Raw genomic sequence first — 26,773 nt, 5'->3', positions numbered from 1 at the left:
TCCAGCTTTGGACGTCGGCGAACGACTGCAAGCCATCCGCACGCTCAAGGGCCTGTCCCAGCGTGAACTCGCCAAGCGCGCGGGCGTTACCAACAGCACCATCTCGATGATCGAGAAGAACAGTGTGAGCCCATCGATCAGTTCGCTGCGCAAGGTACTGAGCGGCATTCCCATGTCCATGGTCGAGTTCTTTTCCGTCGAGCTCGAACCCGAGAGCCCTGCGCAAATCGTCTACAAGGCCCACGAACTGATCGACATCTCCGATGGTGCGGTGACCATGAAGCTGGTTGGCAAATCGCACCGTAACCGCGCCATCGCTTTTCTGACCGAGGTGTACCCGCCTGGCGCCGACACCGGCGCCGAAATGCTGACCCATGATGGCGAAGAGACCGGCATCCTGCTCGAAGGCCGCCTGGAGTTGGTGGTCGGTACCGAGCTGTTCATTCTCGAAGCAGGCGACAGCTACTACTTCGAAAGCACCCGCCCGCACCGTTTTCGCAACCCGTTCGAACAGCCAGCACGCTTGATCAGTGCCGCTACCCCCTCGAACTTTTGATCCAGCGCAGTGCATTGACGCGTCAATACCCCTTTCCTGTGTAGGGTCGTTTCCCGGCCTCGGGCTTGTCGTTATACTTTTCGGCGCTCGAGGATCCGTGGCCGCGAGCATGATTAGCCACCATGAGGGTGTTCGCGTGAATCAAGTCAAGAAGATGCTGGCCATCCCGGCCGCCGTACTGGCCCTGTGGGCAATCACCGCTACCGCTGCGACCAACGACGATATCGCCAAGCGCCTGGAGCCGGTCGGCAAGGTGTGTATCCAGGGCCAGGAATGCAAGGGCATGGCCGTGTCCGCCAGCACGGGTGCCGGGTCTGCCAGGACGCCGGATGACATCATCGCCAAGCATTGCACGGCCTGCCATGGCACGGGGCTGCTCGGCGCGCCGAAAGTGGGCGACAACGCAGCCTGGAAGGAGCGTGCCGACCACCAGGGTGGGTTGGATGGCATCCTGGCCAAGGCCATCACGGGCATCAACGCCATGCCGCCGAAGGGCACCTGCGCGGATTGCTCGGATGATGAGCTCAAGGCCGCTATTCAGAAGATGTCTGGCCTGTAAATACCGCAATGTGCCGCGTAGCAGTCCCAGTATTCTAGCTTCGCCTCTTGCCTTGCCGGGGCCGCTTCGCGGCCCATCGCGGCCGGTCCGGCGCCCCGGCGAGAGCGCTCAGGCACCGCGTACGCGTGGACCTACGCTGTGGCTGAAGACCACCGAGTTATCCAGACCCCAGGTGGCTGCGGCTTCCTCTTACCGTCCAGGCAACCAACCTGTCTACCTGCCTGTCGAACCTCCTGAACCCAAGCACGAACCAGGAGGCCTCGATGCACCTCAGCTCCATCGACCAGGCCGTCGAACAGATCCTGTCACGCCTGCCAACCCATATCCACATGGGCCTGCCGCTGGGCCTGGGCAAACCCAATGCTTTCGTCAACGCCCTCTATGCCCGCATCCGCGAATTGCCCGAACGCCGTCTGACGATCTATACGGCCCTTTCCCTGGGTCGACCGGCGCTCGGGGATGGCTTGCAGCGACGCTTGCTCGAGCCCTTCGTGGAGCGCGTGTTCGGCGACTACGAAGAGCTTCACTACCTGGCCGACCTGCGCAATGACAGCCTGCCGCCAAACATTCGCGTAGAACAGTTCTTCATGCAGCCCGGCAGCCTGCTTGCCAGTGAATCGGCCCAACAGGATTACGTCAGCAGCAACTACAGCCATGCCGCGCGAGACATCAATGCCAAGGGCCTGAACCTGATCGCCCAACTGGTGGCGGCTACGCCGGAGCGGCCCGTCCACCTGAGCCTGGCCTGCAACCCGGACATCACCCTGGACCTGTTACCCATGGTCGAACGCCGCCGCGCCGCTGGCGAGACCATTCTGATGCTGGGCCAGGTGCATGCGCAGTTGCCGTACATGCCCGGTGATGCCGAGCTGCCAATGGATGCCTTCGACCTGCTGTTGGACGAAGCCGAGCAGCGCCAATTGTTTTCGACGCCCAACATGCCGGTCACCACGCAGGACCACTGCATCGGCCTGCATGCCAGCAGCCTGGTGCGTGACGGGGGTACCTTGCAGATCGGGATTGGTGCCATGGGCGATGCGGTTGCCGCCGCGCTGCTCGCTCGCCAGAGCGATAACGTTGCTTACCGCGCAGCGCTCGACAGCCTTGGCGCGAGTACCGCGCAGGCCTTGATCGAGCGGGAAGGCGGGCTCGCGCCCTTCGAGCATGGGCTATATGGCTGTAGCGAGATGTTCGTCAACGGGCTGCTGGCGCTGGCCGAAGCAGGCTTGCTGCGGCGTGCTGTCGATGAGCAAGGGGTAGTCCTGCACGGAGGGTTCTTCCTCGGCCCGCAAGCGTTCTACCAGCGCCTGCGCGACATGAGCCTGGAGCAGCGTGCGCGGTTTGCCATGACCGGTATCGGCTTCGTCAATGAGCTCTACGGTGATGAACAGCTCAAGCGTGCTCAGCGACAGGACGCACGCTTCATCAATACGGTGTTCGGCATGACCCTGCTCGGCGCGGGTGTGGCCGATCAGCTCGAAGACGGGCGCGTGCTGAGCGGGGTAGGTGGGCAGTACAACTTCGTTGCCCAGGGGCACGCGCTGGAAGGTGGCCGCTCGATACTGCTGCTGCGCAGTTGGCGCGAAGCGGGTGGCGAGGTTTCATCGAACATTTTCTGGAACTACGGCCATTGCACCATTCCCCGCCACCTGCGCGATATCGTGGTGACCGAATATGGCATCGCTGACCTCAGGGGGCAGACCGACAGTGAGGTCATTGCGCGATTGCTTGCGGTGTGTGACTCCCGGTTCCAGCAAAGCCTCATCGAGCAGGCCAGGGACGCTGGCAAGCTGGCGGAAGATTTTCAGCTCGACAGGCGTTTTGCCGATAACACGCCGCAGCGCCTGGCCGCAGTCCGGGCGCAGCATCCACAGCTGTTCCCGGAGTACCCCATGGGGACCGACTTCACGGCTGAAGAGCAGGACTTGTTACGGGCGCTGAACTGGTTGAAAAGCAAGTTCAAGCTCAGCGAGGCGCTTGAGCTGGGCAAAGCCGCGCTGGACGCGCCAGGGCCCCAAGGGTATGAGCGGCATCTGGCACGGATGCAGCTTGACCAGCCTCAGGGGCTCAAGGAAGAGCTGTACCAACGGTTGCTGTTGGCAGGCCTGGCGGCGACCTGAAGACGACAGGGGCTGCCGCGCAGCCCCTTGTGGCCCGGATGTAAGCGAGCCAGTGCCGCCTCACTCGATGAAGCTGACCACACCGCCTTCCAGCGATTTCACCCGCGCCAGCGACTCCACGCGATAGCCTTGGCGATCCAGCTCGGCGCGCCCGCCCTGGAACGATTTCTCGATCACGATCCCCAGCCCTACCACGGTCGCTCCGGCCTGCTTGATGATCGAGATCAGCGCCTGGGACGCCTTGCCGTTGGCCAGGAAGTCATCCATGACCAGCACCCGGTCGCTGCTGCTCAGGTGGCGCGGCGAAATGGCCACGGTGTTCTCGGTCTGCTTGGTGAACGAATACACAGAAGCCGTCAGCAGGTTCTCGGTGAGGGTCAGCGACTGGTGCTTGCGTGCGAAGATCACCGGCACACCCAGCTTCAGCCCGGTCATCACCGCAGGCGCGATACCCGACGCCTCGATGGTGACGATCTTGGTCACGCCGGCATCGGCGAACAGGCGGGCGAACTCGTCACCGATCAGCTGCATCAGCGCCGGGTCGATCTGATGGTTGAGAAACGCATCGACTTTGAGAACCTGGTCGGAAAGCACGATGCCTTCTTCGCGAATCTTCTGATGCAGTGCTTCCACTATGGTATTCCTCGGAACAAAAATGGCCGCAAACAGCGGCAGTGTTTAAGAGTAATGGTTGATCAGCGTTTGAGCATCGCCCGGATGTCGGCCAGGGCATTGTTGCCGCGTGCGGCCTTGACCTCGACCGGGGCATCGTCCAGTCCTTCCCAGGACAGGTCTTCGGGGGGCAGCTCGTCGAGGAAGCGACTAGGCGTGCAGTCGATGATTTCCCCGTATTGCTTGCGTTTGGCGGCGAAGGTGAACGCCAGCGTCTGGCGTGCGCGGGTGATGCCCACGTAAGCCAGGCGGCGCTCTTCCTCGATGGTGTCGGCCTCGATGCTGGAGCGGTGAGGCAGGATCTCCTCCTCCATGCCCATGATGAACACGTAGGGAAATTCCAGGCCCTTGGACGCGTGCAGGGTCATCATCTGCACACCGTCGGCGTTTTCTTCCTCTTCCTGCTGGCGTTCGAGCATATCGCGCAGCACTAACTTGCCGATGGCGTCCTCGATGGTCATGTCACCCTCTTCGTCCTTCTCGAGGGTGTTCTTAAGCGCTTCGACCAGGAACCAGACGTTGCTGATGCGAAACTCCGCTGCCTTATCGCTGGCGGTCTGCTGGCGGATCCAGTTCTCGTAGTCGATGTCGCGGATCATTTCATGCAGGGCGGCGATGGGATCATCCAGCGCCACCTTGTGGCGCACGCCGTCCAGCCAATGCTTGAAGCGCTGCAGGCGCTCGGTGTAGCGCGCATCCAGGTGCTCGCCCAGCCCCAGTTCCTCACTGGCGGCATACATCGAGACACCCCGGCCGGTGGCATAGTTGCCGAGCTTTTCCAGGGTGGTCGAGCCGATTTCCCGGCGCGGCACGTTGATGACCCGCAAGTAGGCGTTGTCGTCGTCAGGGTTTACCAGCAGGCGCAGATAGGCCATGAGGTCTTTGACTTCCTGACGGCCGAAGAAGCTGTTGCCGCCGGAAAGACGGTAAGGCACTTGGTGGTGCTGCAACTTCAGCTCGATCAGCTTGGCCTGGTAGTTACCGCGGTACAGGATGGCGAAATCGCTGTAGGGACGGTTGGTGCGCAGGTGCAGCGTGAGGATTTCCATCGCCACGCGTTCGGCCTCGGCGTCCTCGTTCTTGCAACGGATCACCCGGATCTCGTCACCAACGCCCATCTCGCTCCAGAGCTGTTTCTCGAATGCGTGCGGGTTGTTGGCGATCAACACGTTGGCGCAACGCAGGATGCGGCTGGTGGAGCGGTAGTTCTGCTCCAGCATGACCACTTTCAGGGAGGGGTAATCCTCCTTGAGCAGCATCAGGTTCTCAGGACGCGCGCCGCGCCAGGCGTAGATCGACTGGTCGTCGTCGCCCACGACGGTGAACTGGTTGCGCATGCCGATCAGCATCTTCACCAGCAGGTACTGACTGGCGTTGGTGTCCTGGTATTCGTCGACCAGCAGATAACGCACGCGGTTCTGCCAGCGCTCGAGCACCTCGGGGTTTTCCTGGAACAACTTGACCGGCTGCAGGATCAGGTCGTCGAAGTCCACGGCGTTGAACGCCTTGAGCGTGCGCTGATAGTGGGTGTAGACGACCGCAGCGGTCTGCTCGCGCGGGTTGCGTGCCTTCTCAAGGGCCTCGGGAGGCAGGATCAGGTCGTTCTTCCAGGCACCGATCATGTTCTTGATTTCGTCGATGCCGTCGTCGCCGGAGTACTCCTTCTGCATGATGTCCGACAGCAGGGCCTTGATATCCGATTCGTCGAAGATCGAGAACCCAGGCTTGTAGCCCAGGCGGTCGTGCTCCTTGCGGATGATGTTCAGGCCCAGGTTGTGGAACGTGCAGACCGTCAGCCCTCGGCCTTCGCCCGGACGCAGCAGGCTGGCAACCCGCTCCTTCATCTCGCGGGCGGCCTTGTTGGTGAAGGTCATGGCCACGATGTACTGGGCGCGAATACCGCAGTTCTGGATGAGGTGGGCAATTTTGCGCGTGATGACGCTGGTCTTGCCCGAACCTGCACCGGCGAGCACCAAAAGAGGGCCGCCGACATAGTCACGGGCTTCCTGCTGCCGGGGATTGAGTCGGGACATGCTAGAAACCGGGGGTCGCCAGAAAATAGCCGCGCATTCTAACAGGCATGCGTGTTCGTGGCGTGACCGTCTGACGTTCGAGTCAGACTTTCGAAACGATCATTAGCGTCACTAATACTTGCGCCTGAAAAAATCGTATTTGCCGGTTTGTCCGCTTTCGCGCAGGATGCACGACAAAATACGTCGGACCAGGCTGTCCAAAACCGCTTTTAAGAGTGAAAATCATTTCCATTAATTGCGTTGGGCTCATTATCGGTCAACGTTTGCATCGTCGAGCTTTAAGGAGCCGTCTTGTCCGCGCCTGTCGAACCTATGCGTTTGCTGCTGTTGGCCAGTGAGCCCGAGTGGGCGGCCTTGCTGCACGCGTGCATGCCGGCCTTGAAGGGCACGGCCGTACTGCTCACGGCACCCGACTGGGATGCCGTCGACAGTCTGTTCAGCCGCGACCGGCAGGCCGTGGTGCTGACCACGCCGGCCTTGCGGCCAGCACCCGGTCGCTGTGACCTGCCGACCATCCTGCTGCTGCACAGCGAACCCGAGGCGGCGCCAGGCGGCGTCAGTGACTGGCTGGTGAGCGACCAACTCAATGGCGACAGCCTGCGTCGCTGCCTGCGCCACGTGCGCGAGCGAGGTGCACTGGTGGCCACCCTGCAGCGCTTGGCCGAACAAGACCCTTTGACCGGCATCGCCAACCGCCAGGGCTTTCAGGCCTTGCTGGCCACGCGCCTGGCCGACCATGACGGGCGCGGCGTTGCCTTGGGGCATCTGGACCTGGACAACTTTCGCCACGTCAATGACGCCTTGGGGCACCAGAGTGGGGATCGCCTCATTCTGCAGGTGGTGCTACGTCTGAAGCATCAGCTCGAAGCAGGCGACCAGCTGGCACGCCTGGGCAGTGACGAGTTCGCCTTGCTGATCGACACCCGCCGCGACCCAGGGCGGGCCGAGTGGATGGCCGAGCGCATCGTGGAGGCATTGGCCGAGCCCTACTGGGTCGATGGCGAAAGCCTGCTGCTCGGCTGCAGCCTGGGGCTGGCCCACGCCCGCGCCCAGGGCGGCGCCGACCCGCTGATGTGGCATGCGCACATCGCCATGCGCCAGGCCAAGGCCATCCAGGGCTGTACCTTCCATGTCTTCAACGAGCGCATCAATCGCCACGCACGCAGCCTGGCCGATCTCGAAAGCGAGCTGCGCCGGGCCTTGCGCCGTGACGAGCTGGAACTTCACTATCAGCCGCGCCTGAACCTGGCGGATGGGCGGGTCGTCGGTCTCGAAGCGCTGGTGCGCTGGCGCCACGCCGAACGGGGCTTGCTGCCGCCCAGTGAGTTCGTGCCGCTGGCCGAGCAGAGCGGGCTGATCGTGCCGCTGGGTTACTGGGTCATCGCCCGTGCTCTGCGCGACATGCAGGCCCTGAACACCCAAGGGCTTGCGCCATTGCACATGGCGGTCAACCTCAGTTTCCGGCAGTTCCAGGACAGCCAGCTGCTGGCGACCTTGAGCCGGCTGATCGCCGAGTACGGTGTCGATGCTCACTGGCTGGAATTCGAGCTGACCGAAACGGCCGTGATGCGGCGCAATGAGCGGGTGCGTCAGACCATGGATGCACTGGGGCGCCTGGGCGTGCGCTTCTCGCTGGACGACTTTGGCACAGGGTTTTCTTCGTTCGTGCACCTCAACAGCCTGCCGATCACCTTGCTCAAGGTGGACCGCAGTTTCGTTGCGCAGATGGAAATGCGCGAAGAGAACCGCAAGCTGGTGCATGCCATGATCAACCTGGCCCACAATCTCAACCTCGAAGTGGTGGCCGAGGGCGTCGAAAGCGAAGCGCAATTGGCGTTGCTGCGCGGGTTTGGCTGCAACCAGGTACAGGGTTTCCTGGTCAGCAAGCCCCTGCCGGTAGACGCGCTGATCCCGTTCCTGCGCCAGGCGTCCCATCGCCAGGTGGGGTTTGCAGGCTAGCCAGCCGCGCCCCCTTGGCCAATGCGCAAATCCACATCAAGTCGTTGACATCAGGCAGGTGTGGCCGTTGCGGCGCTTGTCCCGGCGTGGCGTAGCAACCGCCGCATGCGCCACTCGAAGCCGAAGGTCAGTGCCACCGAGGCGCACGCCAGCCCCAATGCCAGCCCCCACCAGACGCCCACCGCGCCCCCGCCGAAGACGAAGGTGAACAACCAGGCGCTGGGTGCCCCGATGAGCCAATAGCACACCAGCCCGATCAGGAACGTGGTCTTGGCGTCCTTCAACCCGCGAATAGAGCCCATGGCGATGGTCTGCACGCCATCGAAGAGCTCGAACCAGGCGGCGACCATCAGCAGCTGGACCGCCAGTTGGAAGATGGCGGCAAACGCCGGGTCGGCCCGGTCGATGAACAGCCCTACCAGTGCGTCTGGCAGCAACCAGAACAGGGCAGCGAAGGCGAACATCAGCATGGCTCCGAAGCCGATACCCACCCGGCCTGCGCTGCGCGCTGCGAGCAAGTTGCCCGCGCCGTAGTAATGGCCCACGCGCATGGTCACGGCATAGGACAGGCCAGTGGGCACCATGAAGGCGGTCGACACGATCTGCAGGGCGATCTGGTGCGCGCCCAACTCGGTACTGCCCAGCACGCCCATGCACAGCGCCGCGAAGGCGAACAGCCCTACCTCCACCATGTAGGTGCCGCCGATCGGCAGGCCCAGCCGCCACAGCTCGCCCAACGCTGGCAGCGATGGCCGTGACAGGCCTTTGCGCAGTGGGTAGGCCGCATAGGCCGGGTGCCAGCGGATATACAGCGCCAGGGCAATGGCCATGCCCATCGAGACCACCGCAGTGACCAGGCCGATGCCCATCAAGCCAAGCTTGGGCAGGCCGAACATGCCCTCGATCAGTGCAACGTTCAGCAAGTAGTTGAGTACGGTACCCACTAGGCTGATGACCATCACCGGCGTAGAGCGGCCCAGGGCGCTGGTGAAGCCGCGCAAGGCCATGAAGGTCAGGTAGCCCGGCAAAGCCAGCGGCAGCAGGGTGAGAAACTCGGCCGCCGAGGCCACGTTGTCAGGCTGTTGCCCGAAGAGCAGCAGGACAGGTTCGAGGTTCCACAGCACCAGCGCCGCGAACAGGGCCAGGCCCCAGGCCAGCCACAGACCGCTTTGCGCCAGCCGTGTGGCGCCCTCGATGTCATTGGCGCCCCTGCGGAAGGCTACCAGGGTGCCAACCGCCGCGATGACGCCCAGGCAGAAGATGGACACGAACGAATAGCCCGCCGCGCCCAATCCGCCCCCGGCCAGGGCCTGCGGGCTGATGCGTGCCATCATCAGGGTGTCGGTCAGTACCATGAGCATGTGCGCCAGCTGCGAGGCGATCAGTGGGCCTGCCAAGCGCAGTAATGCCTTGAGCTCGAGCGTAGGTGCGACGTGCATGGATGTGATCCTTGGCAAAGACAATGGCGGACGAAGGGCGATTCTGAGGCTTGGGTCAGCTTTTAACAAAAGGATAAATGCGATCATTGGCATGAGTTTTAATCATGGCGATATGATGCGCAGGTCGCCGCTTCTCCACCGAACAAGGAATCTCATGACCCGCAAGCTGCCGCCCCTGTATGCGCTGCGTGCATTCGAAGCCGCGGCGAGATTGAACTCATTCACCCGTGCTGGCGAAGCGTTGTCCATTACCCAAAGCGCGGTCAGCCGGCACATTCGCACGCTGGAGGATCACTTTGCCTGCCGCCTGTTCACGCGCAGTGGCCGCAGCCTGCAACTGACCGAAGCGGCGCGGGTGCTGCTACCGGGTGTGCGCGAAGGCTTTGCCGCGCTTGAGCGTGCCTGTGACACGTTGCGCGGTGAAGACGACATGCTGCGCATGAAGGCGCCGTCCACCCTGACCATGCGTTGGTTGCTGGCCCGGCTGAGCCGCTTCCGTCGGCTGCAGCCTGGCAATGAAGTGCAACTGACCAGTGCCTGGATGGACGTCGACCATGTGGACTTCAACCAGGAACCTTTCGATTGCGCGGTGCTGCTGGGCGATGGGGTGTTCCCGGCGGAGTGGGAGGTGCGCAAGCTGTTCCCCGAACTGCTGGTGCCGGTGGGCGCACCAGGGCTGCTGGATGACGGGCCTTGGTGCGCGGCGCGCCTTGCGAGCAGCGAACTGCTGCACCCCACAATGGACAAGCGCGACTGGCGAGTGTGGCTGGAACGCCTGGGCCTGGGTAGCAGGGTTTCGCTCAAGGGCGGCCAGGTGTTCGACACGCTGGAACTGGGCATGATTGCAGCGGCCCGTGGCTACGGTGTTTCGATTGGCGACCTGATCATGGTGGCCGAAGATGTGGCGCAGGGGCGCATGAGCCTGCCATGGCCCACGGCGGTCCCCAGCGGCTTGGACTACTACCTGGTATGGCCGCGGACCCGACCGGGCGGCGAGCGGCTGCGCCGCCTCAGTGCCTTCCTGCAAGCAGAGGTGGCTGCCATGGCGCTACCCGAGGTGGTGATCCTGCCAGCCCTTTGATTGCGAGCGCTATATCCCGGTCCGACACTCAAGTATTCAGCACCAACGCCGATCAAGTGGCACCAGCGTCCCGGAAGAGGGCGCGCTTTCCGTCAAATAAAAGCGGGCGGTCAGCGTGATCAGGATGATCCCGGCCTCTTGCCAGGAGCTTGTTCATGCCTCAACCGCGTGCCCGGATTGCCTCGCAACTCGGTATCGCCCTCGCCATCGTGCTGGCGCTGGTGATTTCCGGCAGTACCCTTTTTGCCCTGCGTTCACTGGACGATGCCAACCTCGCCACGCGTCAGGCCCACCTGGCCAGTGAGGCGCGCTTGCTGGCTGACCAGCTTGACACGTTCCACGGCTCGCTCAAGGACAATACCCAGCGCTTGAGCGGCTTGTTCGAGCGACGCTTTGCATCAGGGCTGTCGGTGCATGCAGGGCAGACCGTGCAGATCGCAGGGCAGGCAACGCCGGCCCTGTACCTGGGCGATCAGCTCTTGAACAATGACTTCCAGCAGGTGGACGACTTCCAGCAGATGACGGCCGGTATCGCCACGGTGTTCGTGCGCAGTGGCGACGATTTCGTGCGCATCAGCACCAACCTGAAGAAACAGGACGGCAGCCGCGCCATCGGTACCCAGCTCGACCGCCAGCACCCCGCCTACACCAAGTTACTGGCCGGGCAGCTGTACGTTGGCCGTGCCGTGTTGTTCGACCGCAACTACATGACGCGCTACGTGCCGATGACCGACGGTAATGGCCGGGTGATTGCGGTGCTGTTCGTGGGTTTCGATTACACCGATGCGCAGAACGCCCAGTTCGCCAACCTCAAACGCTTCCGCATTGGCCAGACCGGTTCATTGGCACTGCAGGATGAAAAGGGCCAGTGGCTGGTGGCGCCGGCCAATGCCGAGCAGCCGCTGTACAGTGCGACGGCGCCCTTTTCCGAAGGGCCCTGGACGGTGGTTGCGAGCATGCCCCTGGCGGAGATCCGCGAGGTAACCTGGAGCGTGGGCCTGCGCCTTGCCGTCGGCAGCGTGCTGGCCATGCTCATGGCCGTGGCTGCCACGCTGTGGTTGCTCAGGCGCAAGCTGCGCCCGCTGGATGACTTGGTACGGCAGGCCCAAGCGCTCGGAGCGGGTGACCTTAACGCACGGCTGAACGTGACCAGCCACGATGAAATCGGACAGTTGGCACGCAGCTTCAACACGATGGGTGAAGCGCTCTCAAACATGGTCGAGCACATCCGCAGTGCCTCCGAGCAAGTTAGCACCCGCGCCCGCTCGCTGTCAGGCCTGTCGGCTGGCGCCTGTGTGGGCATGGACCAGCAATCGGGCGAAATCACCAGCATGGCAGGCGCGGTGGAAGAGTTCAGCGCCACGTCCATGAACATCGCCGACAATATGGCTGGCACCGAGCGCATGGCCCGCGACAATGCCCAGCAGACCCGCGTGGGCCGCGGCGCCATGGAAGAAGCGTCGCACTCGCTCAAGCAGATCGCCGATGCCCTGGGTGGTACCGCCACGGTCATGAACAGCCTGGGTGCATGTTCGCAAGAGATCGGCAGCATCATCAGCGTCATCACCGCCATCGCTGAGCAGACCAACCTGTTGGCCTTGAACGCTGCCATCGAAGCGGCCCGTGCCGGTGAGCAGGGGCGTGGCTTTGCCGTGGTGGCTGACGAGGTGCGTGGCCTGGCAGCGCGAACCCGCCAGGCCACCGATGAAATATCCGGCATGATCACCAGCATCCAGCAGCAGACCGGGCACGCCATCACCACACTGGAGCAGAGTAACCAGCTGATGCAGGACGGCCTTGAGCGTAACGACAAGGTCGCGCAAGCACTTGCCCGCATCGACGAACAAAGCCGTGCGGCGGGTGAGCAGTTTGCCGTGATCAGTACGGCGACCCAGGAGCAAAGCAGCACAGCGACCGTGCTGAGCCGCAATTTGCAGAGCATCGCCCAGGCTAACGGTGAGCAGCGCGAGGTGGCCAACGAGCTGGCACTCACAGCGCGGGAGCTGGAAGGATTGGCTGCGCAGTTGCGTCAGGAAGTGGACCGCTTCCGCTGACACGCTGGGGCACCCACGTGCCCCTTCACTCTGTCGCCTTACAGCGATACCAGGTTCAATGCCTGGGCGCAGGCCTGCAGCGAGCGGCGCTCGCTTTGCGCATACAGCGCCAGTTCATCCTGCACCTGCAGCCCCAGCGCCGCTTCGAAGGCCGCGCGGTTGGCGTTGCTGCCGTACTCGGCCTGGGCATCGTCGCCCAGGTTGGACTGGAAGATCCCTGCGGCGCTTACCGGCAAGAAATCCTCGTACACCAGCGCCTCGAAATGCACGTGGTCTGCGTCGATCAGCCCTTGCAGGGTAGTTGGCCTGCCTTGCTTATCGCGCGCGGCCAGGCCTTTCTCGGTGGCGAAGTAGCGAAAATACGCCAGGCCCTGTTCACGCATCTGCGCCAGGTCGTCCGGGAAGGCGGCGAAGGTGTCGGTGAGTATCGCCATGTACCGTGCGGCATTGGCCTCGACGGGCGCACCCCCCAATGCGACACGCGTCGTGTCGAGCAGCTTGTCATAGAGCTGGCGCCCCTTCGGTGTCAACGCCGCGCCACGTTGCTCGATTTCCCCAAAGCGCGCGGTGTGGCTGCCTTCGCTACCGTGCTGACCGCAGAATGCGACCTTTTCCTGCAGGGCCTTGAAGCTGGTCTGGCGCAGCAGGATTGGGTGGCGGCGGGGAGGGGGGCCTTCGACCACGGCCTTGGGCGTGATGCCCTTGGCTGGCATGCCGAGCTGGATGGCATCGATGTCCAGGGTGCGCGGAGTCAGGTGGTTGATGTGCGGACCCCTGAACGCGACCACATCGGCAAGCAGGCGGTGCTGGTCGTGCAGCTGCTGGTATTGCTCGGCGGTGACGGTGGCGTCGTGGTGCCAGCGGAAGGTCTGCAGGGCTTGCTGTACGAAAGCCTGAGCATCTGCGGCATTCAAGCCGCCATCGCGTTCGTGCTGCTCGATCAGATGGAGTACGCGAGGGGTGAAGATCTGGCGTTTGGCCAGGATATCCTTGGCCATTTCCCGCAACTGCAGGTTGTCGATCAGCTCCAAGCGCAACAGCGAGGTGAAGACGCGGAACGGGCTGACGTGCAGCGACTGCTCGTGCACGGCACGGAACGCGGTGGAGTGCACCGGCACCCCAGCACTGCTGAGGTCGTAGTAGCCCACCGGCTGCATGCCCATGACCGCAAAAAGTCGCGCGATGGTCGCCAACTCCTGGGCCGTACCTACTCGGATGGCCCCGTGGCGTTCATGGTCCAGCCGTTCGAGCTCCCCGGTCCAGCGCAGCGCCTGCGTCACTTCTGGCTGCTCGGCCATCACCTGCTGGTTGATTTCGCTCACCAGCGCAAGCAGCGTGCCGTACAACGGCACTTCCTGTTTGTACATGAGCGACATGGCGGCAGAAAACTGCGCACGGATGCTGTCGGGGCTGACGAAATCATGGGCGGGCATCGCTGGATTCCTGGTTGATGGCTGACCTTTACATGAAAGCGGGGAATGCACCCGGTCTACAAGCGAAAAAAAGTAGGTGTGTCATTCCTTTTTTGATCGACGTAGGCGGGCTAGGGCGCTACGCCTGTCTAGAGCATCAGGCCTGCAACTGCTCACCGATCCAATCCACCAGCGCCCGCACCTTGGGCACTTCTGCGGCATGTTCGGCGTACGCCAGGTAGTGCGCGCCGGCACTGCGCATCGCATGGTTCCAAGGCATGACCAGGCTGCCTTCGGCCAACTCCTTTGCGACCAGGTAGCGCGGCACCAGCGCTACCCCGCAGCCGGCCTGGGCAGCGCTCAGTGCCATGTAGAAGGTGTCAAAGCGTGGGCCGTGGTAGGCGCTGACGCTTTGCAGGTCCTGCTCCAGGAACCATTCGTGCCAGGCTTCCGGCCGTGAAGTGCTTTGCAGCAACACCAGGTCGGTCAATGCCTCGGCACTGGCCAGGTCACGGCCGGCCAGTAACTCTGGCGAGCACACCGGCACCACTTCTTCACCGAACAGCTCGATGCAGCTGGCCCCCGGCCAGGTGCCCTGGCCGTAGAAGAACACGACGTCGGCCGAGCCCTGCAACAGCGAGAAGGGCTCCATTTCGTTGCGGATGTCCAAGTGAATGTTGCTGTGCCGCCGGCCGAAGCCCTTGAGGTGGGGGATCAGCCACCGCACACCAAAGCTCGGCTGCGTCGCGACCTTCAGGATCTCGGTCTGCTCCCCGTAGGTCAGCACATAGCGGCTGGACATATCGACCTGCGTGAGGATCTTGTTCACCTCGGCCAGATAGAGGCTGCCGGCTGGCGTGAGTTGTAAACGTCGGCGAATGCGCAGGAAAAGATGGTGACGCAACAGGTCTTCAAGCTGCGCGACCTGCTTGCTGACCGCACTCTGGGTCAAGTGCAGCTCTTCGGCGGCTCGGGTGAAGCTCAAGTGACGGGCTGCAGCTTCGAAGCACTGCAGGGCGGTCATGGAAGGCACCAGACGTTTTGACATAGCGTTCTCAAGGGCTCGAGTCATTACCTGACGGAATGATATGCGGAATAAAGGTCGTTTGTTGCGCTTAACTGATCGGATTAATACTGATCCACATCATATCCAACCTGTCCACCGATGTAGGAGAACACCAATGGTTGCTGCATTGCTCGAGCGCCTGGGGGTTGCTGCCCAGGCTTACACGCAAGGCGATTACGCTGTACACACGCCCATCGACGGCAGCCAGATCGCTTCGGTGACACTGCTCGGTCAAGCCGAGACTACCGCGCGCATCGAGCAGGCTCAGCAGGCCTTCGAGGCATGGCGCAGCGTGCCAGCCCCTCGCCGGGGTGAGCTGGTGCGCCTGTTCGGCGAAGTGCTGCGCGAGCACAAGGCAGACCTGGGTGAACTGGTTTCGATCGAGGCAGGCAAGATCACCCAGGAAGGTCTGGGCGAAGTGCAGGAAATGATCGACATCTGTGACTTTGCAGTGGGGCTGTCACGCCAGTTGTACGGCCTGACCATCGCCTCCGAACGCCCGGGTCACCACATGCGCGAAAGCTGGCACCCGCTGGGTGTGGTCGGTGTGATCAGCGCATTCAACTTCCCGGTGGCGGTCTGGTCCTGGAACACCGCCCTGGCCCTGGTGGCCGGCAACTCGGTGGTGTGGAAGCCCTCCGAGAAAACGCCATTGACCGCCCTGGCGTGCCAGGCGTTGTTCGACAAGGCGTTGAAAGCCTTCGGCGATGCGCCGGCAGGTCTCGCGCAGCTGGTCATCGGTGGCCGTGAAGCAGGCGAAGCCCTGGTCGATGACCCCCGCGTGGCCCTGGTGAGTGCCACCGGCAGCACGCGCATGGGCCGTGAAGTCGGGCCGCGTGTAGCCGCACGTTTCGGGCGCAGCATCCTGGAACTTGGCGGCAACAATGCCATGATCCTTGCACCCAGCGCCGACCTGGACCTGGCCGTGCGGGGCATTCTCTTCTCGGCAGTCGGCACTGCCGGGCAACGCTGTACCACGCTGCGCCGCCTCATCGTGCACCGTTCGATCAAGGACGAAGTGGTGGCTCGGGTCAAGGCCGCCTACGGCAAGGTGCGCATTGGCGACCCGCGCAAGGACAACCTGGTTGGGCCCCTGATCGACAAGGCCTCATTCGATGCCATGCAAGGCGCCCTGGCCAAGGCTCGCGACGAAGGGGGCCAAGTGTTCGGGGGCGAGCGTCAGTTGGCCGACCAGTATCCCAATGCCTATTACGTGTCGCCTGCCATTGCCGAAATGCCTGGGCAAAGCGAGGTGGTGCGCCATGAAACGTTCGCGCCGATTCTCTATGTACTGGCTTACGATGACTTCGACGAAGCCTTGCGGCTGAACAACGAAGTCCCGCAGGGCTTGTCGTCCTGCATCTTTACCACCGATCTACGCGAGGCTGAGCGTTTCCAGAGCGCGGCTGGTAGCGATTGCGGTATCGCCAACGTCAACATCGGCACCAGCGGTGCCGAAATCGGCGGGGCGTTCGGGGGTGAGAAGGAGACCGGTGGTGGCCGTGAGTCCGGTTCAGATGCCTGGAAAGGCTATATGCGCCGTCAGACCAACACCGTGAACTACTCCCGTGAGTTGCCACTGGCGCAAGGCATCGTGTTCGACTGATCAGCGTAATGGTGTAGAACCAGGGGCACGGCCCCTGGTGGGCGACCAAGCCCGCGGCCATCAGGATCGGTGTGCTTGCACCGCTATCTGGCCATGCGGGCTTGGCTGCGAAAGGCCGCATGGCGGTCTCGAACAAGAATAAATTGCGGGAGCCGGGCCATGTCCGAACTGCGTCAAGAATGCTTGTGGGAATGCGTCACCGTGCCGAGCGTGACTGTCCAGGCCGTGGCGGGGGAGTACCACGCCGATGTCTGCGTGATCGGCGGCGGCATTACCGGATTGTCAGCAGCCATTCACCTGCTCGAGCAGGGCAAGTCGGTGATCGTACTGGAGGCCTGGAAAGTGGGCCACGGCGGCTCCGGCCGTAATGTCGGTCTGGTCAATGCCGGTACCTGGATTCGCCCGGATGATGTCGAGGCCACCCTGGGTCAGAAACAAGGCAGCCGGTTGAACACGGTGCTGGGTCAGGCCCCGGCCGATGTGTTCGCCATGATCGAACGCCTGGGCATCGACTGTCAGGCGCGGCACCAGGGCACCCTGCACATGGCACATAACGCGACCGGCATCGCCGATCTGCAGGCCCGCCACGAGCAATGGCGACGGCGCGGTGCCGATGTCGAACTGCTGACCGGCGCACAGTGCCAGGAATATTGCGGCACCGACAAGATCGCCGCCGCCCTGCTGGACCGGCGCGCCGGCACCATCAACCCGATGGGCTACACTCAGGGCCTGGCAGCTGCCGTGGTGCGCCTGGGTGGCAAGCTGTTCCAGCAGTCCGCAGTCCAGGGCCTAAAGCGCGAAGGTGACAGCTGGCGTGTGCAGACTGCACGTGGTTCGGTTCGCGCCGAGAAGGTGGTGATCTCCACTGGCGCCTACACCGAAGGGGACTGGAGCAACCTGCAAAAGCAGTTCTTCAAAGGCTATTACTACCAGGTCGCCTCCAAGCCATTGCAGGGCGCGCAGGCCGACAAGGTACTCCCTCACGGCCAAGGCTCCTGGGATACCCGCACCGTGCTCAGCAGTATCCGTCGCGATGATCAGGGCCGTTTGCTGCTCGGTAGCCTGGGCCGGGTCGACAATAAACCCGCGTGGTTCGTGCGCAGCTGGGCCGACCGTATCCAGCGTCACTACTACCCGACGCTTGGCAAGGTCGAATGGGACATGCACTGGACCGGCTGCATCGACTTTACGCCCGACCACCTGATGCGTTTGTTCGAACCCGCCCCAGGGTTGGTGGCGGTCACCGGCTATAACGGGCGCGGCAATACCACTGGCACCGTCATTGGCCGGGCGTTCGCCGAGTTTCTGTCCAAAGGGGAAGCCGCCAACCTGCCGATACCGTTCTCGACCATGAAAGGCGTGAGCGCGACCTCACTGCGCACCGCGTTCTACGAGTCCGGGTTCTCGCTGTACCACGCCGGCCAGTGCCTGCGCGTGGTGCTGTAAGGCAACGCTCCGCAACGGCAGGTGACGCGTCATTTGTGCAGCCAGCTCAGGAAACCGCCTTTCTTGATGGAAGCAGGCTTGTGCAAGAGCAGCGAATCGCGACCCTGACGTCGGACGCGTTGCAGTTTGCCCAAGGCGGTCTGCACATCGCCGTGCTGCTGCAGATACGCTTTGACCCGTTGCTTGTCGATGCGATACAGCAGGCAACTGGTCAAGGTTCTGAACTCCACCAGCGAGTCGTCTTCATCGACGAGCCCGTCGATACCCAGTACTTCACCTGGGCCCATGCGTCCGGCCTCCAGGCGCTTGCCATCTTCCAGCACCGCCGCTGATACGACACCTCGCCCTATGACCAGCACGTGTTCGGACTGCTTGCCCACCTCCAGGATCGTTGTGTCAGCCAGGTACTCAACAGCGATCATGTGTTGGCTCAGTGCGTCGCGCTCTTCATCACTCAGCGCGCGGAACACCCGTACTTCGTCCAGCACCTCCCGTTGACGGCTTCGCGGCGCCGTCGCCAGGTCCTGGTTCCAGATGACCCCGTTCGCTTCCAGGTGCCGATGGGCCAGGTCGAACAACTGGTTGCGCGTAGCGTTCTTGGCGCTCATATCGGCGATGAAACCGCTGGCTTCGTATTCCACCGAATCGAGCGTCGCGGTTTTCACGGCCACCTTGGGGGCAGGTGAAGGAAGGAGCGCACGGGTACCGCGCAGCGCCTTTTCCAGCGCATCGAACACTTTGCCAGGGCGCACGCTTGCAGGCACGACCACGCTGATCGACACGCCATGCACATCAGTTGGACGGCTATGGTTGAGCAAGCGGGCCTTGGCAGCCACGGAGTTCGGGATGACCGCCAGGCTACCGCTGCTGGTGAGCAGCCGCGTGGCACGCCAGTCGATATCCAGCACCTTGCCCTCCGTGCCATCGATGGAAACGGCGTCACCGATCTGATAGGGCCGCGTGGTGTTGAGCACGATGCCGCTGAACACGTCCGCCAGGGTGCTCTGCAAGGCCAGGCCGATGACGATGGCCATCACTCCCGATGTGGCCAGCAGCCCTTTGACGGGCAATTGCAGTACATAGCCGGCCGCCGCCACCACCGCGGCGATGAAGATCAACGCCCCGAGCACATCCTGCAGCAACCGGCCGCCGTGGCTGCCGCGCGCCACCAACAGCAGGCCGAAAACCACCGTGACGGTGCGCGCGCCAAACAGCCACCAGGCGATGGCAAGCACCGTGGCCAACAAGTTACGGGCAACGTCGTCGGCCCAGGGCGCGGGCTGTAGCGGGCTCATCCCTGCCGCCACCAGCACCAGGCTGAAGAGCAGGAACAGGGTCAGCCGCGCGGCTATTCGCCAGGCATGGCGCTGTGCCGGGATCAGCTGCCAAACGATCAAGTCGAGCAGCAACAAGGTGGTGCCGAGCAGCAGTGGGGAGGACTGGATGAACGCCAGCATGATGGTCTCGGGACAGGGAAGGGCTGCCGGTAGTAATAGAGCAGGTTCACGCAGGAGGCAATGGGCATGGCGTTGCATAGAACCGGCCCTACAGGGCGCTGAACCATCGTTCACAAAATAGAACGCTAAAGCCAAAAAACGCTATCTACCGCCGAAAACTGGATGGTTTTAATCTTCTCCCATCAACGCGAAACACCCCACCTACTGCAAATCACGACTACTGGAGCTACCGCCATGACTCAATTCAAATACAACCGCCTGAACAAAGACGACGCTGCCGTTCTGCTGGTCGATCACCAGGCTGGGTTGCTGTCGCTGGTGCGCGATATTGAGCCCGACACCTTCAAGAACAATGTGCTGGCCCTGGCGGACTTGGCCAAGTTCTTCAACCTGCCGACCATCCTGACCACCAGCTTCGAGCAAGGCCCCAACGGCCCATTGGTGCCAGAGCTCAAGGCCCTGTTCCCGGACGCGCCTTACATTGCGCGTCCTGGCCAGATCAACGCCTGGGACAACGAAGACTTCGTCAAGGCGGTGAAAGCCACTGGCAAGAAGCAGCTGATCATCGCGGGTGTCGTCACCGAAGTGTGCGTGGCCTTCCCGGCCCTGGCCGCCCTGGAGGAAGAATTCGAGGTGTTCGTGGTGACCGACGCGTCCGGCACCTTCAATGCCATGACCCGCGATGCCGCCCACGACCGCATGAGCCGTGCTGGCGCGCAGTTGATGACCTGGTTCGGCGTAGCCTGCGAACTGCATCGTGACTGGCGCAACGACGTCGAGGGCCTGGCCGCGCTGTGCTCCAACCATATCCCTGACTACCGCAACCTGATGACCAGCTACAACGCCTTCAACGCCAGCAAGTAACCCCATCGCCGCGGGCACCCCGGCCGGTGCCCGCCGGGCCGCACACCTCGATAACGTTCAGCCCATCCACTGTTGCCCAGCGCAAGCGGGCAGGCTCAGCCCAAGGAATGCAGATGAACACCGCCGCCCAAGACAACCGCGACGTGGTTACCCTGGTGATCCAGCACAAGGTCCGCGCCGCGTCACTGAACGACTACGAAGTGTGGCTCAAGCATGCAGTAGGCACCGCCCGCCGCCAGGCGGGGCACTTGGACGTCAATGTCATTCGACCCGATGAGGGCGGTCTACACTTCACCACCGTGGTCCGGTTCGCCAACGCCGACCTGTTGCAGGCGTGGGTCAACTCAGCAGAACGCCAGGCGATGGTCCGGGACGTGCTGCCGCTGCTCGACGGTGGTGACAGCCCTCAGGTCCATGAGGACCCGGAATTCTGGTTCACACCACCCGGCACCCGCGCCGTACCACCACCGCGTTGGAAACAGGCGGTGCTGACGTACCTGGTGATCTGCCCGATGACGTTGGTGGTGCCGCACCTGCTGGCCCCGTTATTCGAACGTTTGCCACAACTGGCTGGCCCGGTCAGAGGCACCCTGATCGGTAACCTGTTTGTCATCTTGCCTGTGGTGTTCTACATCATGCCCTGGATCACCCGCCGTTGCGCCCATTGGCTGCGCGGCTGAACAAGCCTTTTTCCACGTACCACTAGGAGATACCGATATGAGCACGTTCCAAACGCGTGATGGCACTTCGATCTATTTCAAGGACTGGGGTACTGGCAAGCCGGTACTGTTCAGCCATGGTTGGCCGCTGGATGCCGACATGTGGGACACGCAGATGGAGTACCTGGCCAGCCGCGGCTACCGGACCATCGCCTTTGACCGCCGTGGCTTTGGGCGGTCGAGCCAGCCGTGGACCGGCTACGACTATGACACCTTCGCCGATGACATCGCGCAATTGATCGAGCACCTGGACCTGCGTGAGGTCACCCTGGTGGGCTTTTCGATGGGGGGCGGTGATGTCAGCCGCTATATCGGTCGCCACGGTACCGGGCGGGTGGCCGGGCTGGTGCTGCTGGGGGCCGTCACGCCTGTATTTGGCAAGCGCGCAGACAATCCGGACGGGGTGGACCTGTCGGTGTTCGAAGGGATCGAGGCCGGGCTGCGGGCCGACCGCGCCCAGTTCATCGCCGACTTCGCGGCCCCGTTTTACGGGCTGAACCAGGGGCAGCAGGTGTCCCAGGGCGTGCAGACGCAGACCTTGAACATCGCGCTGCTGGCCTCGCTCAAGGCCACGCTGGACTGCGTGACGGCGTTCTCGCAGACCGATTTCCGGCAGGACCTAGCCAAGGTCGACGTGCCGACCTTGGTGATTCACGGCGACGCCGACCAGGTCGTGCCCTTCGAGACCACCGGCAAGCGCGCTGCGCAGTTGATCGCCGGCGCCGAGTTGAAAGTGTATGCCGGTGCGCCGCATGGGTTCGCAGTGACCCATGCGCAACAACTGAACGAAGACCTGCTGGCGTTTCTCCAGCGCTGAGCCAGACAGGCAAGCGGCGTCGCGACGACGCCGCTGCGCCTGACCTATGAACTCCATTCCAAGGAGGCCCTATGGACGCCGATCTGATTCTGTTCAACGGCAAGCTGCACACCGTCGACCGCGAGAACCCCAACGCCACCGCCGTGGCCATCAAGGATGGCCGTTTTATCGCCGTGGGCAGCGATGCCGAGGCCATGGCCCACAAAGGAACGGCCACTCAGATTGTCGACCTGCGCCGGCGCACCGTCATTCCCGGGCTCAACGACTCGCACCTGCACCTGATCCGCGGGGGCCTCAACTACAACTTGGAGCTGCGCTGGGAAGGGGTGCCGTCGGTGGCCGATGCCCTGCGCATGCTCAAGGACCAAGCCGCACGTACGCCGACCCCGCAATGGGTCAGGGTGGTGGGTGGCTGGAACGAGTTCCAGTTCGCCGAAAAGCGCATGCCCACCCTCGAGGAAATCAACCAGGCTGCCCCGGATACCCCGGTGTTCCTGCTGCACCTGTACGACCGGGCGTTGCTCAATCGTGCAGCGCTCAAGGCTGTGGGCTATGACAAGACCACGCCCAATCCGCCTGGCGGGGAAATCCAGCGTGACACGTTCGGCAATCCCACGGGCATGCTGATCGCGCGGCCGAACGCCATGATTCTCTACGCCACGCTGGCAAAAGGCCCCAAGCTGCCACTCGAATACCAGGTCAACTCCACGCGCCAGTTCATGCGCGAACTGAACCGATTGGGGCTGACCAGCGCCATCGATGCCGGTGGCGGCTACCAGAATTTCCCGGACGATTATTCGGTGATCCAGGAGCTGGCCGACAAGGGTCAACTGACGGTGCGCATCGCCTACAACCTGTTTACCCAGAAGCCCAAGGAAGAGCTGGACGATTTCCGCAAGTGGACTGCCAGCGTCAAGCTGCACAGTGGCACCGATTTCCTGCGTCACAACGGTGCGGGCGAAATGCTGGTGTTCTCGGCGGCTGACTTCGAAGACTTTCTGGAACCGCGCCCGGACCTGCCGCAGACCATGGAGCAAGAACTGGAGCCGGTGGTGCGGCACTTGGTCGAGCAACGCTGGCCGTTCCGTCTGCATGCGACCTATGACGAGTCGATCACACGCATGCTCGACGTGTTCGAGAAGGTCAACCGCGACGTACCGTTCAACGGCTTGCCGTGGTTCTTCGATCATGCCGAAACCATCACGCCCCGTAACATCGAGCGGGTACGCGCCCTGGGTGGCGGCATTGCCATTCAGGACCGCATGGCCTTCCAGGGCGAGTATTTCGTCGACCGCTATGGCGCCCAAGCGGCGCAGCAGACACCACCGATCAAGCGCATGCTGGAGATGGGGGTGCCGGTAGGGGCGGGCACCGATGCGACCCGCGTGTCCAGCTACAACCCGTGGACTTCGCTGTACTGGCTGGTCAGCGGCAAGACCGTTGGCGGCATGGCACTGTATCCCGAAGGGTTGAGCCGGGACACGGCCTTGCAGCTGTTCACCCAAGGCAGTGCCTGGTTTTCCAGTGAGCAGGGCAAGAAGGGGCAGATCAAGGTCGGTCAGCTCGCCGACCTGGCGGCGCTGTCGCAGGATTTCTTCTCGGTGGAGGAAGAGGCGATCAAGGGTATCGAGTCGGTGCTCACCCTGGTAGACGGCAAGGTCGTGTACGGCGCCGCCGAGTTCGACAAGCTGGGGCCACCGCAGGTGCCTGTGTTGCCTGAGTGGTCACCGGTCGCCAAGGTGCCCGGCCACTGGCGCGTGGGCACCCCCTCGCTGGCAGCCATGGCACACCAGTGCTCGGGCCCGTGCGGTGTCCATGCCCACAGCCATGAAAAGGCCCGGCATTCCAGCGTGCCGGTCAATGACTTCCAGGGGTTCTGGGGCGCGCTGGGGTGCTCGTGCTTTGCCTTCTAGGCCGAGATGCTGAGGGCTGTGCAGCAACCCGTTGCAGCCAGCCTGCAAGTACAGCGCAGGCCTCAACCCGCTTAACTCTGTGAAAGCGGCCTTGCCGGGGCGACGAACCGACCGCAATGGGCCGCACAGCGGCCCCAAGATTTCAGCTTGGCAGCTCATCTTGCCGGGGCCGCTTTGCGGCCCATCGCGATCAGTGAGCGCCCCCATCACCAGCCGCCCACTCCCCCTGAAACTGTAGCGGCGGGACATTTTGGGCGCTCGCCATGGGCGTTGCAGGCTCGAACCTCAAGCCATGTCGCAAAGCGCAAATTCGTCCGCCAGGTGATCGATCAATGCCCGCACCGAAGGCAGCAAGCCGCGTCGTGAGGGGAAGATCGCGTGCACGATGCCACTGCGCGGGTACCAGCCTGGCAGCAACTCCACCAGGCGGCCCGCTGCCAGGTCGTCACGCACGGCCACCCGTGGCAGGTGCGCAATGCCGATACCCGCCACTACGAAATGGCGCAGGGCGAACAGGTCGTCGGTGACCATGCGCGGCATGTGCGGTATGACGATGCTCTGGTTGTTGTCACCGTCTCGGGACAGCTCCCAGTGATACTCCCGCTGGGCACTGCCCCAATGCAGGCTGGGCAGCGTGCCCAGTAGCTGAGGATCGAAACCGTCGGGCAATTGCGCCAGGTGGTGGGGATGGCCTACCAGGCACTGGGTGCTGTCGCTCAGCACCTTCATCACCATGTCCGTGTTTTCCAGCGGCGGAAAACGAACACGCAGGGCAATGTCGAAGCCTTCATGCAAGAGATCGACGCGCCGGTTGGTGCTTTCGATGAACAGCTCCACCTGCGGGTACTTGAGCATGTAGCGCGTCAACATCGGCCCGACCCAAGCGTTGAGCAGGGTGGTCGGGCAACTGATGCGCACCAGCCCTCGTGGTTCGCTGCGGTTGCGCTCGATGATCTCGGCCGCACCCTCGGCTTCGACGCGCATGGCCAGGCAGCGGTTGTAATAAGCCTGGCCGATCTCGGTCAGTGCGAAGTGGCGGCTGGTGCGCTGCAGCAAGCGCACGCCCAGACGCTCTTCGAGCTCGGCAATGCGTCGGCTGAGTTTCGACTTTGGCATGTTCAGCGCCCGACCCGCCGGGGCGAAGCCACCGTGCTCGACCACCTGCGTGAAGTAGTAGAGCGAGTTGAGGTCTTCCAAGAATGCGTCTCCACAGAACCCGCCAAGGGCGGCCTGCGCAGTTTAGCGTTCCTGGAAGCTGGATGCCGCATCTGGCGCTTGGGCCGCAGCGCGTGCGTGCTTGCCCTGGCCCGAGCGCCAGTGCAGGTTCAGTTCTGGACGCTTTGCACCGAGCCGCCATCGACCCGCAGGTTGCTGCCATTGATGAACGAAGCCCGCTCCGAAACCAGCAGCGCGATCGCGGCCGCGACCTCTTCTGGCTTACCTCGGCGCTTCTGTACGATGCCGGGTCGTTCCTCTTCCAGGAAGCTTTCGATGGCCTCCTCGAAGCTCACGCCTTTCTCTTCGGCGCGCTGCTTCATCATGCCATCGGTCATGTTGGTTTCAATAAATGCCGGCGATACCGTGTTGCACAGCACCCCATGCGCCGCTTCCTTGTAGGACAGGTTCTTGATGAACGCGGCCAGTGCGGCCTTGGCGACGTTGTACACCGCCTCTTCCCAGTAAGGCTGCACGGCATTCTCGGAGGTGATGCACACCAACCGCCCCCAGCCCCGTTTGCGCATCGCCGGAACGGTGGCCCGCGCCACGCGCACGGCGGTGAAGAAGTCGGTATCCCAGGCTTCCTGGTAATCCTCGTCCTTCATTTCCAGCGGGTCGCCTTTGGCGCCTGTTACCCCCGTGGTATGCACCACGATATCCACCTGGCCATAACGCTCTTCGGCTTGCCGGACCAAGTTATCCACCTCGTCCTGACTGGTCATGTCCGCCGCGATGAGCAAGGGCGCGCCACCCAGCGCCTTGACGGCATCTTCGAGCTTGTCCTGGTCGATGTCAGTCAACACCAGCTTCACACCTTCCTCGGCGAGGAGGTGGGCAGTGGCCAGGCCAATGCCGCCAGCTGCGCCGCTGATCAGGGCCACACGGTTTTTCAAACCTAAATCCATCAACGATCTCCCAGGGAAAGTTCAGCAGCGATTGGTCTTGCGAAATCAAGCATCGGCTCGGCCAATGCCTGAGGGGTCTGGTAAGGCATCAGGTGGCCCGCACCGGGCAGGGTAAGCAAGGTGCCGTTGGGGAAGTGCGACAAGGTGGTACGCCGCTGCTCTTGGGCGTCGGGCACCTGCTGGTCATCGGCGCCGCAGATCAGCAGGGCCGGATAGGGCAGCAGGCCGATGCGATCGCTCCAGTCCTCGCGACTGCCGTGATCGACCCAGGCACGCCAGGCGTCAAGGTTGACGGCCTGGGCGTCGGCGATGGCGACTTCGCGCAGCGCATCGGGCAGCCTGTGGTAGCTCGAGTCGTCGACGAAGGCTTCGGCTTGCTCCCGGCTGGCGGTGTAGGCCCGTTGCTGGTCGCGGTCTTCATCGCTCATCGGCTGGGGGCCGGGAGGCGATGGGGCCACCAGGATCAGGCCCCGAAGGTAGTCCGGGCGACGAGCGGCCAGCACGACCGCGACTTTGCCGGTCATCGAGTGGCCAACGAGGATGCAGTGCTTGAGCCCAAGCTCACGGATGCTCGCATCGACCTGATCGGCCATTTCTTCAACGGTATAGCCGGTGACGGCATTGGCATCGCCGTACCCGGGTGTGTTCAGGGCGATGCAGGCATGCGCTCGGTCTAGGTAAGGGACCGTGGCGGACCATGTTCGGTGCGAACCACCCAAAAAATGCATCAACACGAAGGTAACGGGACCGCGGCCTTGCTGGCTGTGTGGGAGCATCGAGCACCTGAAATCGTTCGCTTTGTAGATGGAAAGCGAAGCGGCTGGGGAAGTTCATTCAGGCATTGAGGGCGCTGGACAGCCTTGTTTCTGCCGGGGGG

General features: G+C 63.0%; 21 protein-coding genes. 12 read left to right on the top strand and 9 right to left on the bottom strand.

The annotated features are described in order from the left end of the window. Positions 1-7 precede the first annotated feature (7 nt). From MOP87_RS20460 to MOP87_RS20450, 3 genes are all read left to right on the top strand, one after another. Positions 8-556 carry a cupin domain-containing protein gene (locus MOP87_RS20460; protein WP_023532512.1) on the top strand — a complete coding sequence of 183 codons (549 nt, stop codon included), beginning with the start codon at positions 8-10 and terminating at the stop codon, positions 554-556. A 109-nt stretch (positions 557-665) separates the two neighbouring features. After that, positions 666-1,115: a c-type cytochrome gene (locus MOP87_RS20455; RefSeq protein ID WP_225806663.1), complete on the top strand. Its 450-nt coding sequence runs from the start codon at positions 666-668 to the stop codon at positions 1,113-1,115. A gap of 263 nt (positions 1,116-1,378) precedes the next feature. Next, entirely contained in the window at positions 1,379-3,235 is a 1,857-nt protein-coding gene (locus MOP87_RS20450) for an acetyl-CoA hydrolase/transferase C-terminal domain-containing protein (RefSeq protein ID WP_111475527.1), read from the top strand. 60 nt (positions 3,236-3,295) lie between these two features. Here the strand turns inward: MOP87_RS20450 and xpt are convergent, their stop codons facing one another. Together xpt and rep are read right to left on the bottom strand one after the other, a co-directional pair. After that, positions 3,296-3,868 (bottom strand): xanthine phosphoribosyltransferase, encoded by a 573-nt coding sequence (gene xpt, locus MOP87_RS20445; RefSeq protein WP_023532789.1) that lies wholly within the window; start codon positions 3,866-3,868, stop codon positions 3,296-3,298. 62 nt (positions 3,869-3,930) lie between these two features. Next, positions 3,931-5,940, bottom strand: a complete 2,010-nt coding sequence (gene rep, locus MOP87_RS20440) for a DNA helicase Rep (protein WP_027913385.1) — start codon at positions 5,938-5,940, stop codon at positions 3,931-3,933. A gap of 291 nt (positions 5,941-6,231) precedes the next feature. Between rep and MOP87_RS20435 the strand changes: the two genes are divergently transcribed. Further along, positions 6,232-7,899, top strand: coding sequence for a bifunctional diguanylate cyclase/phosphodiesterase (locus MOP87_RS20435; RefSeq protein WP_088522820.1), 1,668 nt, complete (start codon positions 6,232-6,234; stop codon positions 7,897-7,899). A 50-nt stretch (positions 7,900-7,949) separates the two neighbouring features. Here MOP87_RS20435 and MOP87_RS20430 read toward each other — a convergent pair whose 3' ends face one another. Continuing rightward, positions 7,950-9,338 (bottom strand): NorM family multidrug efflux MATE transporter, encoded by a 1,389-nt coding sequence (locus tag MOP87_RS20430; protein WP_027913387.1) that lies wholly within the window; start codon positions 9,336-9,338, stop codon positions 7,950-7,952. Positions 9,339-9,492: 154 nt separating this feature from the next. On the opposite strand from MOP87_RS20430, the gene MOP87_RS20425 reads away from it, so the two are divergent. Both MOP87_RS20425 and MOP87_RS20420 read left to right on the top strand, forming a co-directional pair. Then, positions 9,493-10,419, top strand: a complete 927-nt coding sequence (locus tag MOP87_RS20425; protein ID WP_027913388.1) for a LysR substrate-binding domain-containing protein — start codon at positions 9,493-9,495, stop codon at positions 10,417-10,419. Between the two features lie 155 nt (positions 10,420-10,574). Then, positions 10,575-12,473: a methyl-accepting chemotaxis protein gene (locus MOP87_RS20420; RefSeq protein ID WP_242809940.1), complete on the top strand. Its 1,899-nt coding sequence runs from the start codon at positions 10,575-10,577 to the stop codon at positions 12,471-12,473. Positions 12,474-12,511: 38 nt separating this feature from the next. Here the strand turns inward: MOP87_RS20420 and MOP87_RS20415 are convergent, their stop codons facing one another. Both MOP87_RS20415 and MOP87_RS20410 read right to left on the bottom strand, forming a co-directional pair. Next, positions 12,512-13,906: a VOC family protein gene (locus tag MOP87_RS20415; RefSeq protein WP_145278797.1), complete on the bottom strand. Its 1,395-nt coding sequence runs from the start codon at positions 13,904-13,906 to the stop codon at positions 12,512-12,514. Between the two features lie 136 nt (positions 13,907-14,042). After that, positions 14,043-14,933 (bottom strand): LysR family transcriptional regulator, encoded by an 891-nt coding sequence (locus tag MOP87_RS20410; protein ID WP_049695297.1) that lies wholly within the window; start codon positions 14,931-14,933, stop codon positions 14,043-14,045. 133 nt (positions 14,934-15,066) lie between these two features. Between MOP87_RS20410 and MOP87_RS20405 the strand changes: the two genes are divergently transcribed. Together MOP87_RS20405 and MOP87_RS20400 are read left to right on the top strand one after the other, a co-directional pair. Next, on the top strand, positions 15,067-16,557 hold the full coding sequence (locus MOP87_RS20405; protein ID WP_145278799.1) for an aldehyde dehydrogenase family protein: 1,491 nt from the start codon (positions 15,067-15,069) through the stop codon (positions 16,555-16,557). 159 nt (positions 16,558-16,716) lie between these two features. Further along, positions 16,717-18,003, top strand: coding sequence for an FAD-binding oxidoreductase (locus MOP87_RS20400; protein ID WP_242809939.1), 1,287 nt, complete (start codon positions 16,717-16,719; stop codon positions 18,001-18,003). Between the two features lie 29 nt (positions 18,004-18,032). Here the strand turns inward: MOP87_RS20400 and MOP87_RS20395 are convergent, their stop codons facing one another. Further along, positions 18,033-19,460 carry a mechanosensitive ion channel family protein gene (locus MOP87_RS20395; RefSeq protein ID WP_027913394.1) on the bottom strand — a complete coding sequence of 476 codons (1,428 nt, stop codon included), beginning with the start codon at positions 19,458-19,460 and terminating at the stop codon, positions 18,033-18,035. Between the two features lie 234 nt (positions 19,461-19,694). On the opposite strand from MOP87_RS20395, the gene ycaC reads away from it, so the two are divergent. From ycaC to MOP87_RS20375, 4 genes are all read left to right on the top strand, one after another. After that, positions 19,695-20,324, top strand: coding sequence for an isochorismate family cysteine hydrolase YcaC (gene ycaC / locus MOP87_RS20390; protein WP_027913395.1), 630 nt, complete (start codon positions 19,695-19,697; stop codon positions 20,322-20,324). Between the two features lie 113 nt (positions 20,325-20,437). Continuing rightward, complete coding sequence (locus MOP87_RS20385) at positions 20,438-21,004, top strand: antibiotic biosynthesis monooxygenase (RefSeq protein WP_027913396.1); 567 nt, start codon at positions 20,438-20,440, stop codon at positions 21,002-21,004. Between the two features lie 37 nt (positions 21,005-21,041). Further along, complete coding sequence (locus MOP87_RS20380; RefSeq protein ID WP_027913397.1) at positions 21,042-21,860, top strand: alpha/beta hydrolase; 819 nt, start codon at positions 21,042-21,044, stop codon at positions 21,858-21,860. 71 nt (positions 21,861-21,931) lie between these two features. After that, complete coding sequence (locus tag MOP87_RS20375) at positions 21,932-23,773, top strand: amidohydrolase (RefSeq protein ID WP_049695298.1); 1,842 nt, start codon at positions 21,932-21,934, stop codon at positions 23,771-23,773. Between the two features lie 285 nt (positions 23,774-24,058). Here the strand turns inward: MOP87_RS20375 and MOP87_RS20370 are convergent, their stop codons facing one another. The 3 genes from MOP87_RS20370 to MOP87_RS20360 all read right to left on the bottom strand — a co-directional run bounded on the left by MOP87_RS20370 (position 24,059) and on the right by MOP87_RS20360 (position 26,672). Then, positions 24,059-24,970: a LysR substrate-binding domain-containing protein gene (locus MOP87_RS20370; RefSeq protein ID WP_110606350.1), complete on the bottom strand. Its 912-nt coding sequence runs from the start codon at positions 24,968-24,970 to the stop codon at positions 24,059-24,061. Between the two features lie 128 nt (positions 24,971-25,098). After that, positions 25,099-25,896 carry an SDR family oxidoreductase gene (locus MOP87_RS20365; RefSeq protein WP_028686766.1) on the bottom strand — a complete coding sequence of 266 codons (798 nt, stop codon included), beginning with the start codon at positions 25,894-25,896 and terminating at the stop codon, positions 25,099-25,101. Next, positions 25,896-26,672 (bottom strand): alpha/beta hydrolase, encoded by a 777-nt coding sequence (locus MOP87_RS20360; RefSeq protein ID WP_027913400.1) that lies wholly within the window; start codon positions 26,670-26,672, stop codon positions 25,896-25,898. Before MOP87_RS20360 ends, MOP87_RS20365 begins: the two co-directional genes overlap by 1 nt. Between the last annotated feature and the right edge of the window lie 101 nt (positions 26,673-26,773).

Source organism: Pseudomonas sp. I3-I5 (assembly GCF_022699445.1).
GTDB classification, from domain to species: Bacteria; Pseudomonadota; Gammaproteobacteria; order Pseudomonadales; family Pseudomonadaceae; genus Aquipseudomonas; species Aquipseudomonas fulva.
This window is presented reverse-complemented; position numbering and strand designations above follow the sequence as displayed.

Excerpts from the sequence above, each read along its gene's own strand:
- MOP87_RS20455 (WP_225806663.1), top strand. The coding sequence starts at position 666 with ATGATTAGCCACCATGAGGGTGTTCGCGTGAATCAAGTCAAGAAGATG.
- MOP87_RS20450 (WP_111475527.1), top strand. The coding sequence starts at position 1,379 with ATGCACCTCAGCTCCATCGACCAGGCCGTCGAACAGATCCTGTCACGC.
- rep (WP_027913385.1), bottom strand. The coding sequence starts at position 5,940 with ATGTCCCGACTCAATCCCCGGCAGCAGGAAGCCCGTGACTATGTCGGC.
- MOP87_RS20430 (WP_027913387.1), bottom strand. The coding sequence starts at position 9,338 with ATGCACGTCGCACCTACGCTCGAGCTCAAGGCATTACTGCGCTTGGCA.
- MOP87_RS20425 (WP_027913388.1), top strand. The coding sequence starts at position 9,493 with ATGACCCGCAAGCTGCCGCCCCTGTATGCGCTGCGTGCATTCGAAGCC.
- MOP87_RS20420 (WP_242809940.1), top strand. The coding sequence starts at position 10,575 with ATGCCTCAACCGCGTGCCCGGATTGCCTCGCAACTCGGTATCGCCCTC.
- MOP87_RS20415 (WP_145278797.1), bottom strand. The coding sequence starts at position 13,906 with ATGCCCGCCCATGATTTCGTCAGCCCCGACAGCATCCGTGCGCAGTTT.
- MOP87_RS20410 (WP_049695297.1), bottom strand. The coding sequence starts at position 14,933 with ATGTCAAAACGTCTGGTGCCTTCCATGACCGCCCTGCAGTGCTTCGAA.
- MOP87_RS20405 (WP_145278799.1), top strand. The coding sequence starts at position 15,067 with ATGGTTGCTGCATTGCTCGAGCGCCTGGGGGTTGCTGCCCAGGCTTAC.
- MOP87_RS20400 (WP_242809939.1), top strand. The coding sequence starts at position 16,717 with ATGTCCGAACTGCGTCAAGAATGCTTGTGGGAATGCGTCACCGTGCCG.
- MOP87_RS20395 (WP_027913394.1), bottom strand. The coding sequence starts at position 19,460 with ATGCTGGCGTTCATCCAGTCCTCCCCACTGCTGCTCGGCACCACCTTG.
- ycaC (WP_027913395.1), top strand. The coding sequence starts at position 19,695 with ATGACTCAATTCAAATACAACCGCCTGAACAAAGACGACGCTGCCGTT.
- MOP87_RS20385 (WP_027913396.1), top strand. The coding sequence starts at position 20,438 with ATGAACACCGCCGCCCAAGACAACCGCGACGTGGTTACCCTGGTGATC.
- MOP87_RS20380 (WP_027913397.1), top strand. The coding sequence starts at position 21,042 with ATGAGCACGTTCCAAACGCGTGATGGCACTTCGATCTATTTCAAGGAC.
- MOP87_RS20375 (WP_049695298.1), top strand. The coding sequence starts at position 21,932 with ATGGACGCCGATCTGATTCTGTTCAACGGCAAGCTGCACACCGTCGAC.
- MOP87_RS20365 (WP_028686766.1), bottom strand. The coding sequence starts at position 25,896 with ATGGATTTAGGTTTGAAAAACCGTGTGGCCCTGATCAGCGGCGCAGCT.
- MOP87_RS20360 (WP_027913400.1), bottom strand. The coding sequence starts at position 26,672 with ATGCTCCCACACAGCCAGCAAGGCCGCGGTCCCGTTACCTTCGTGTTG.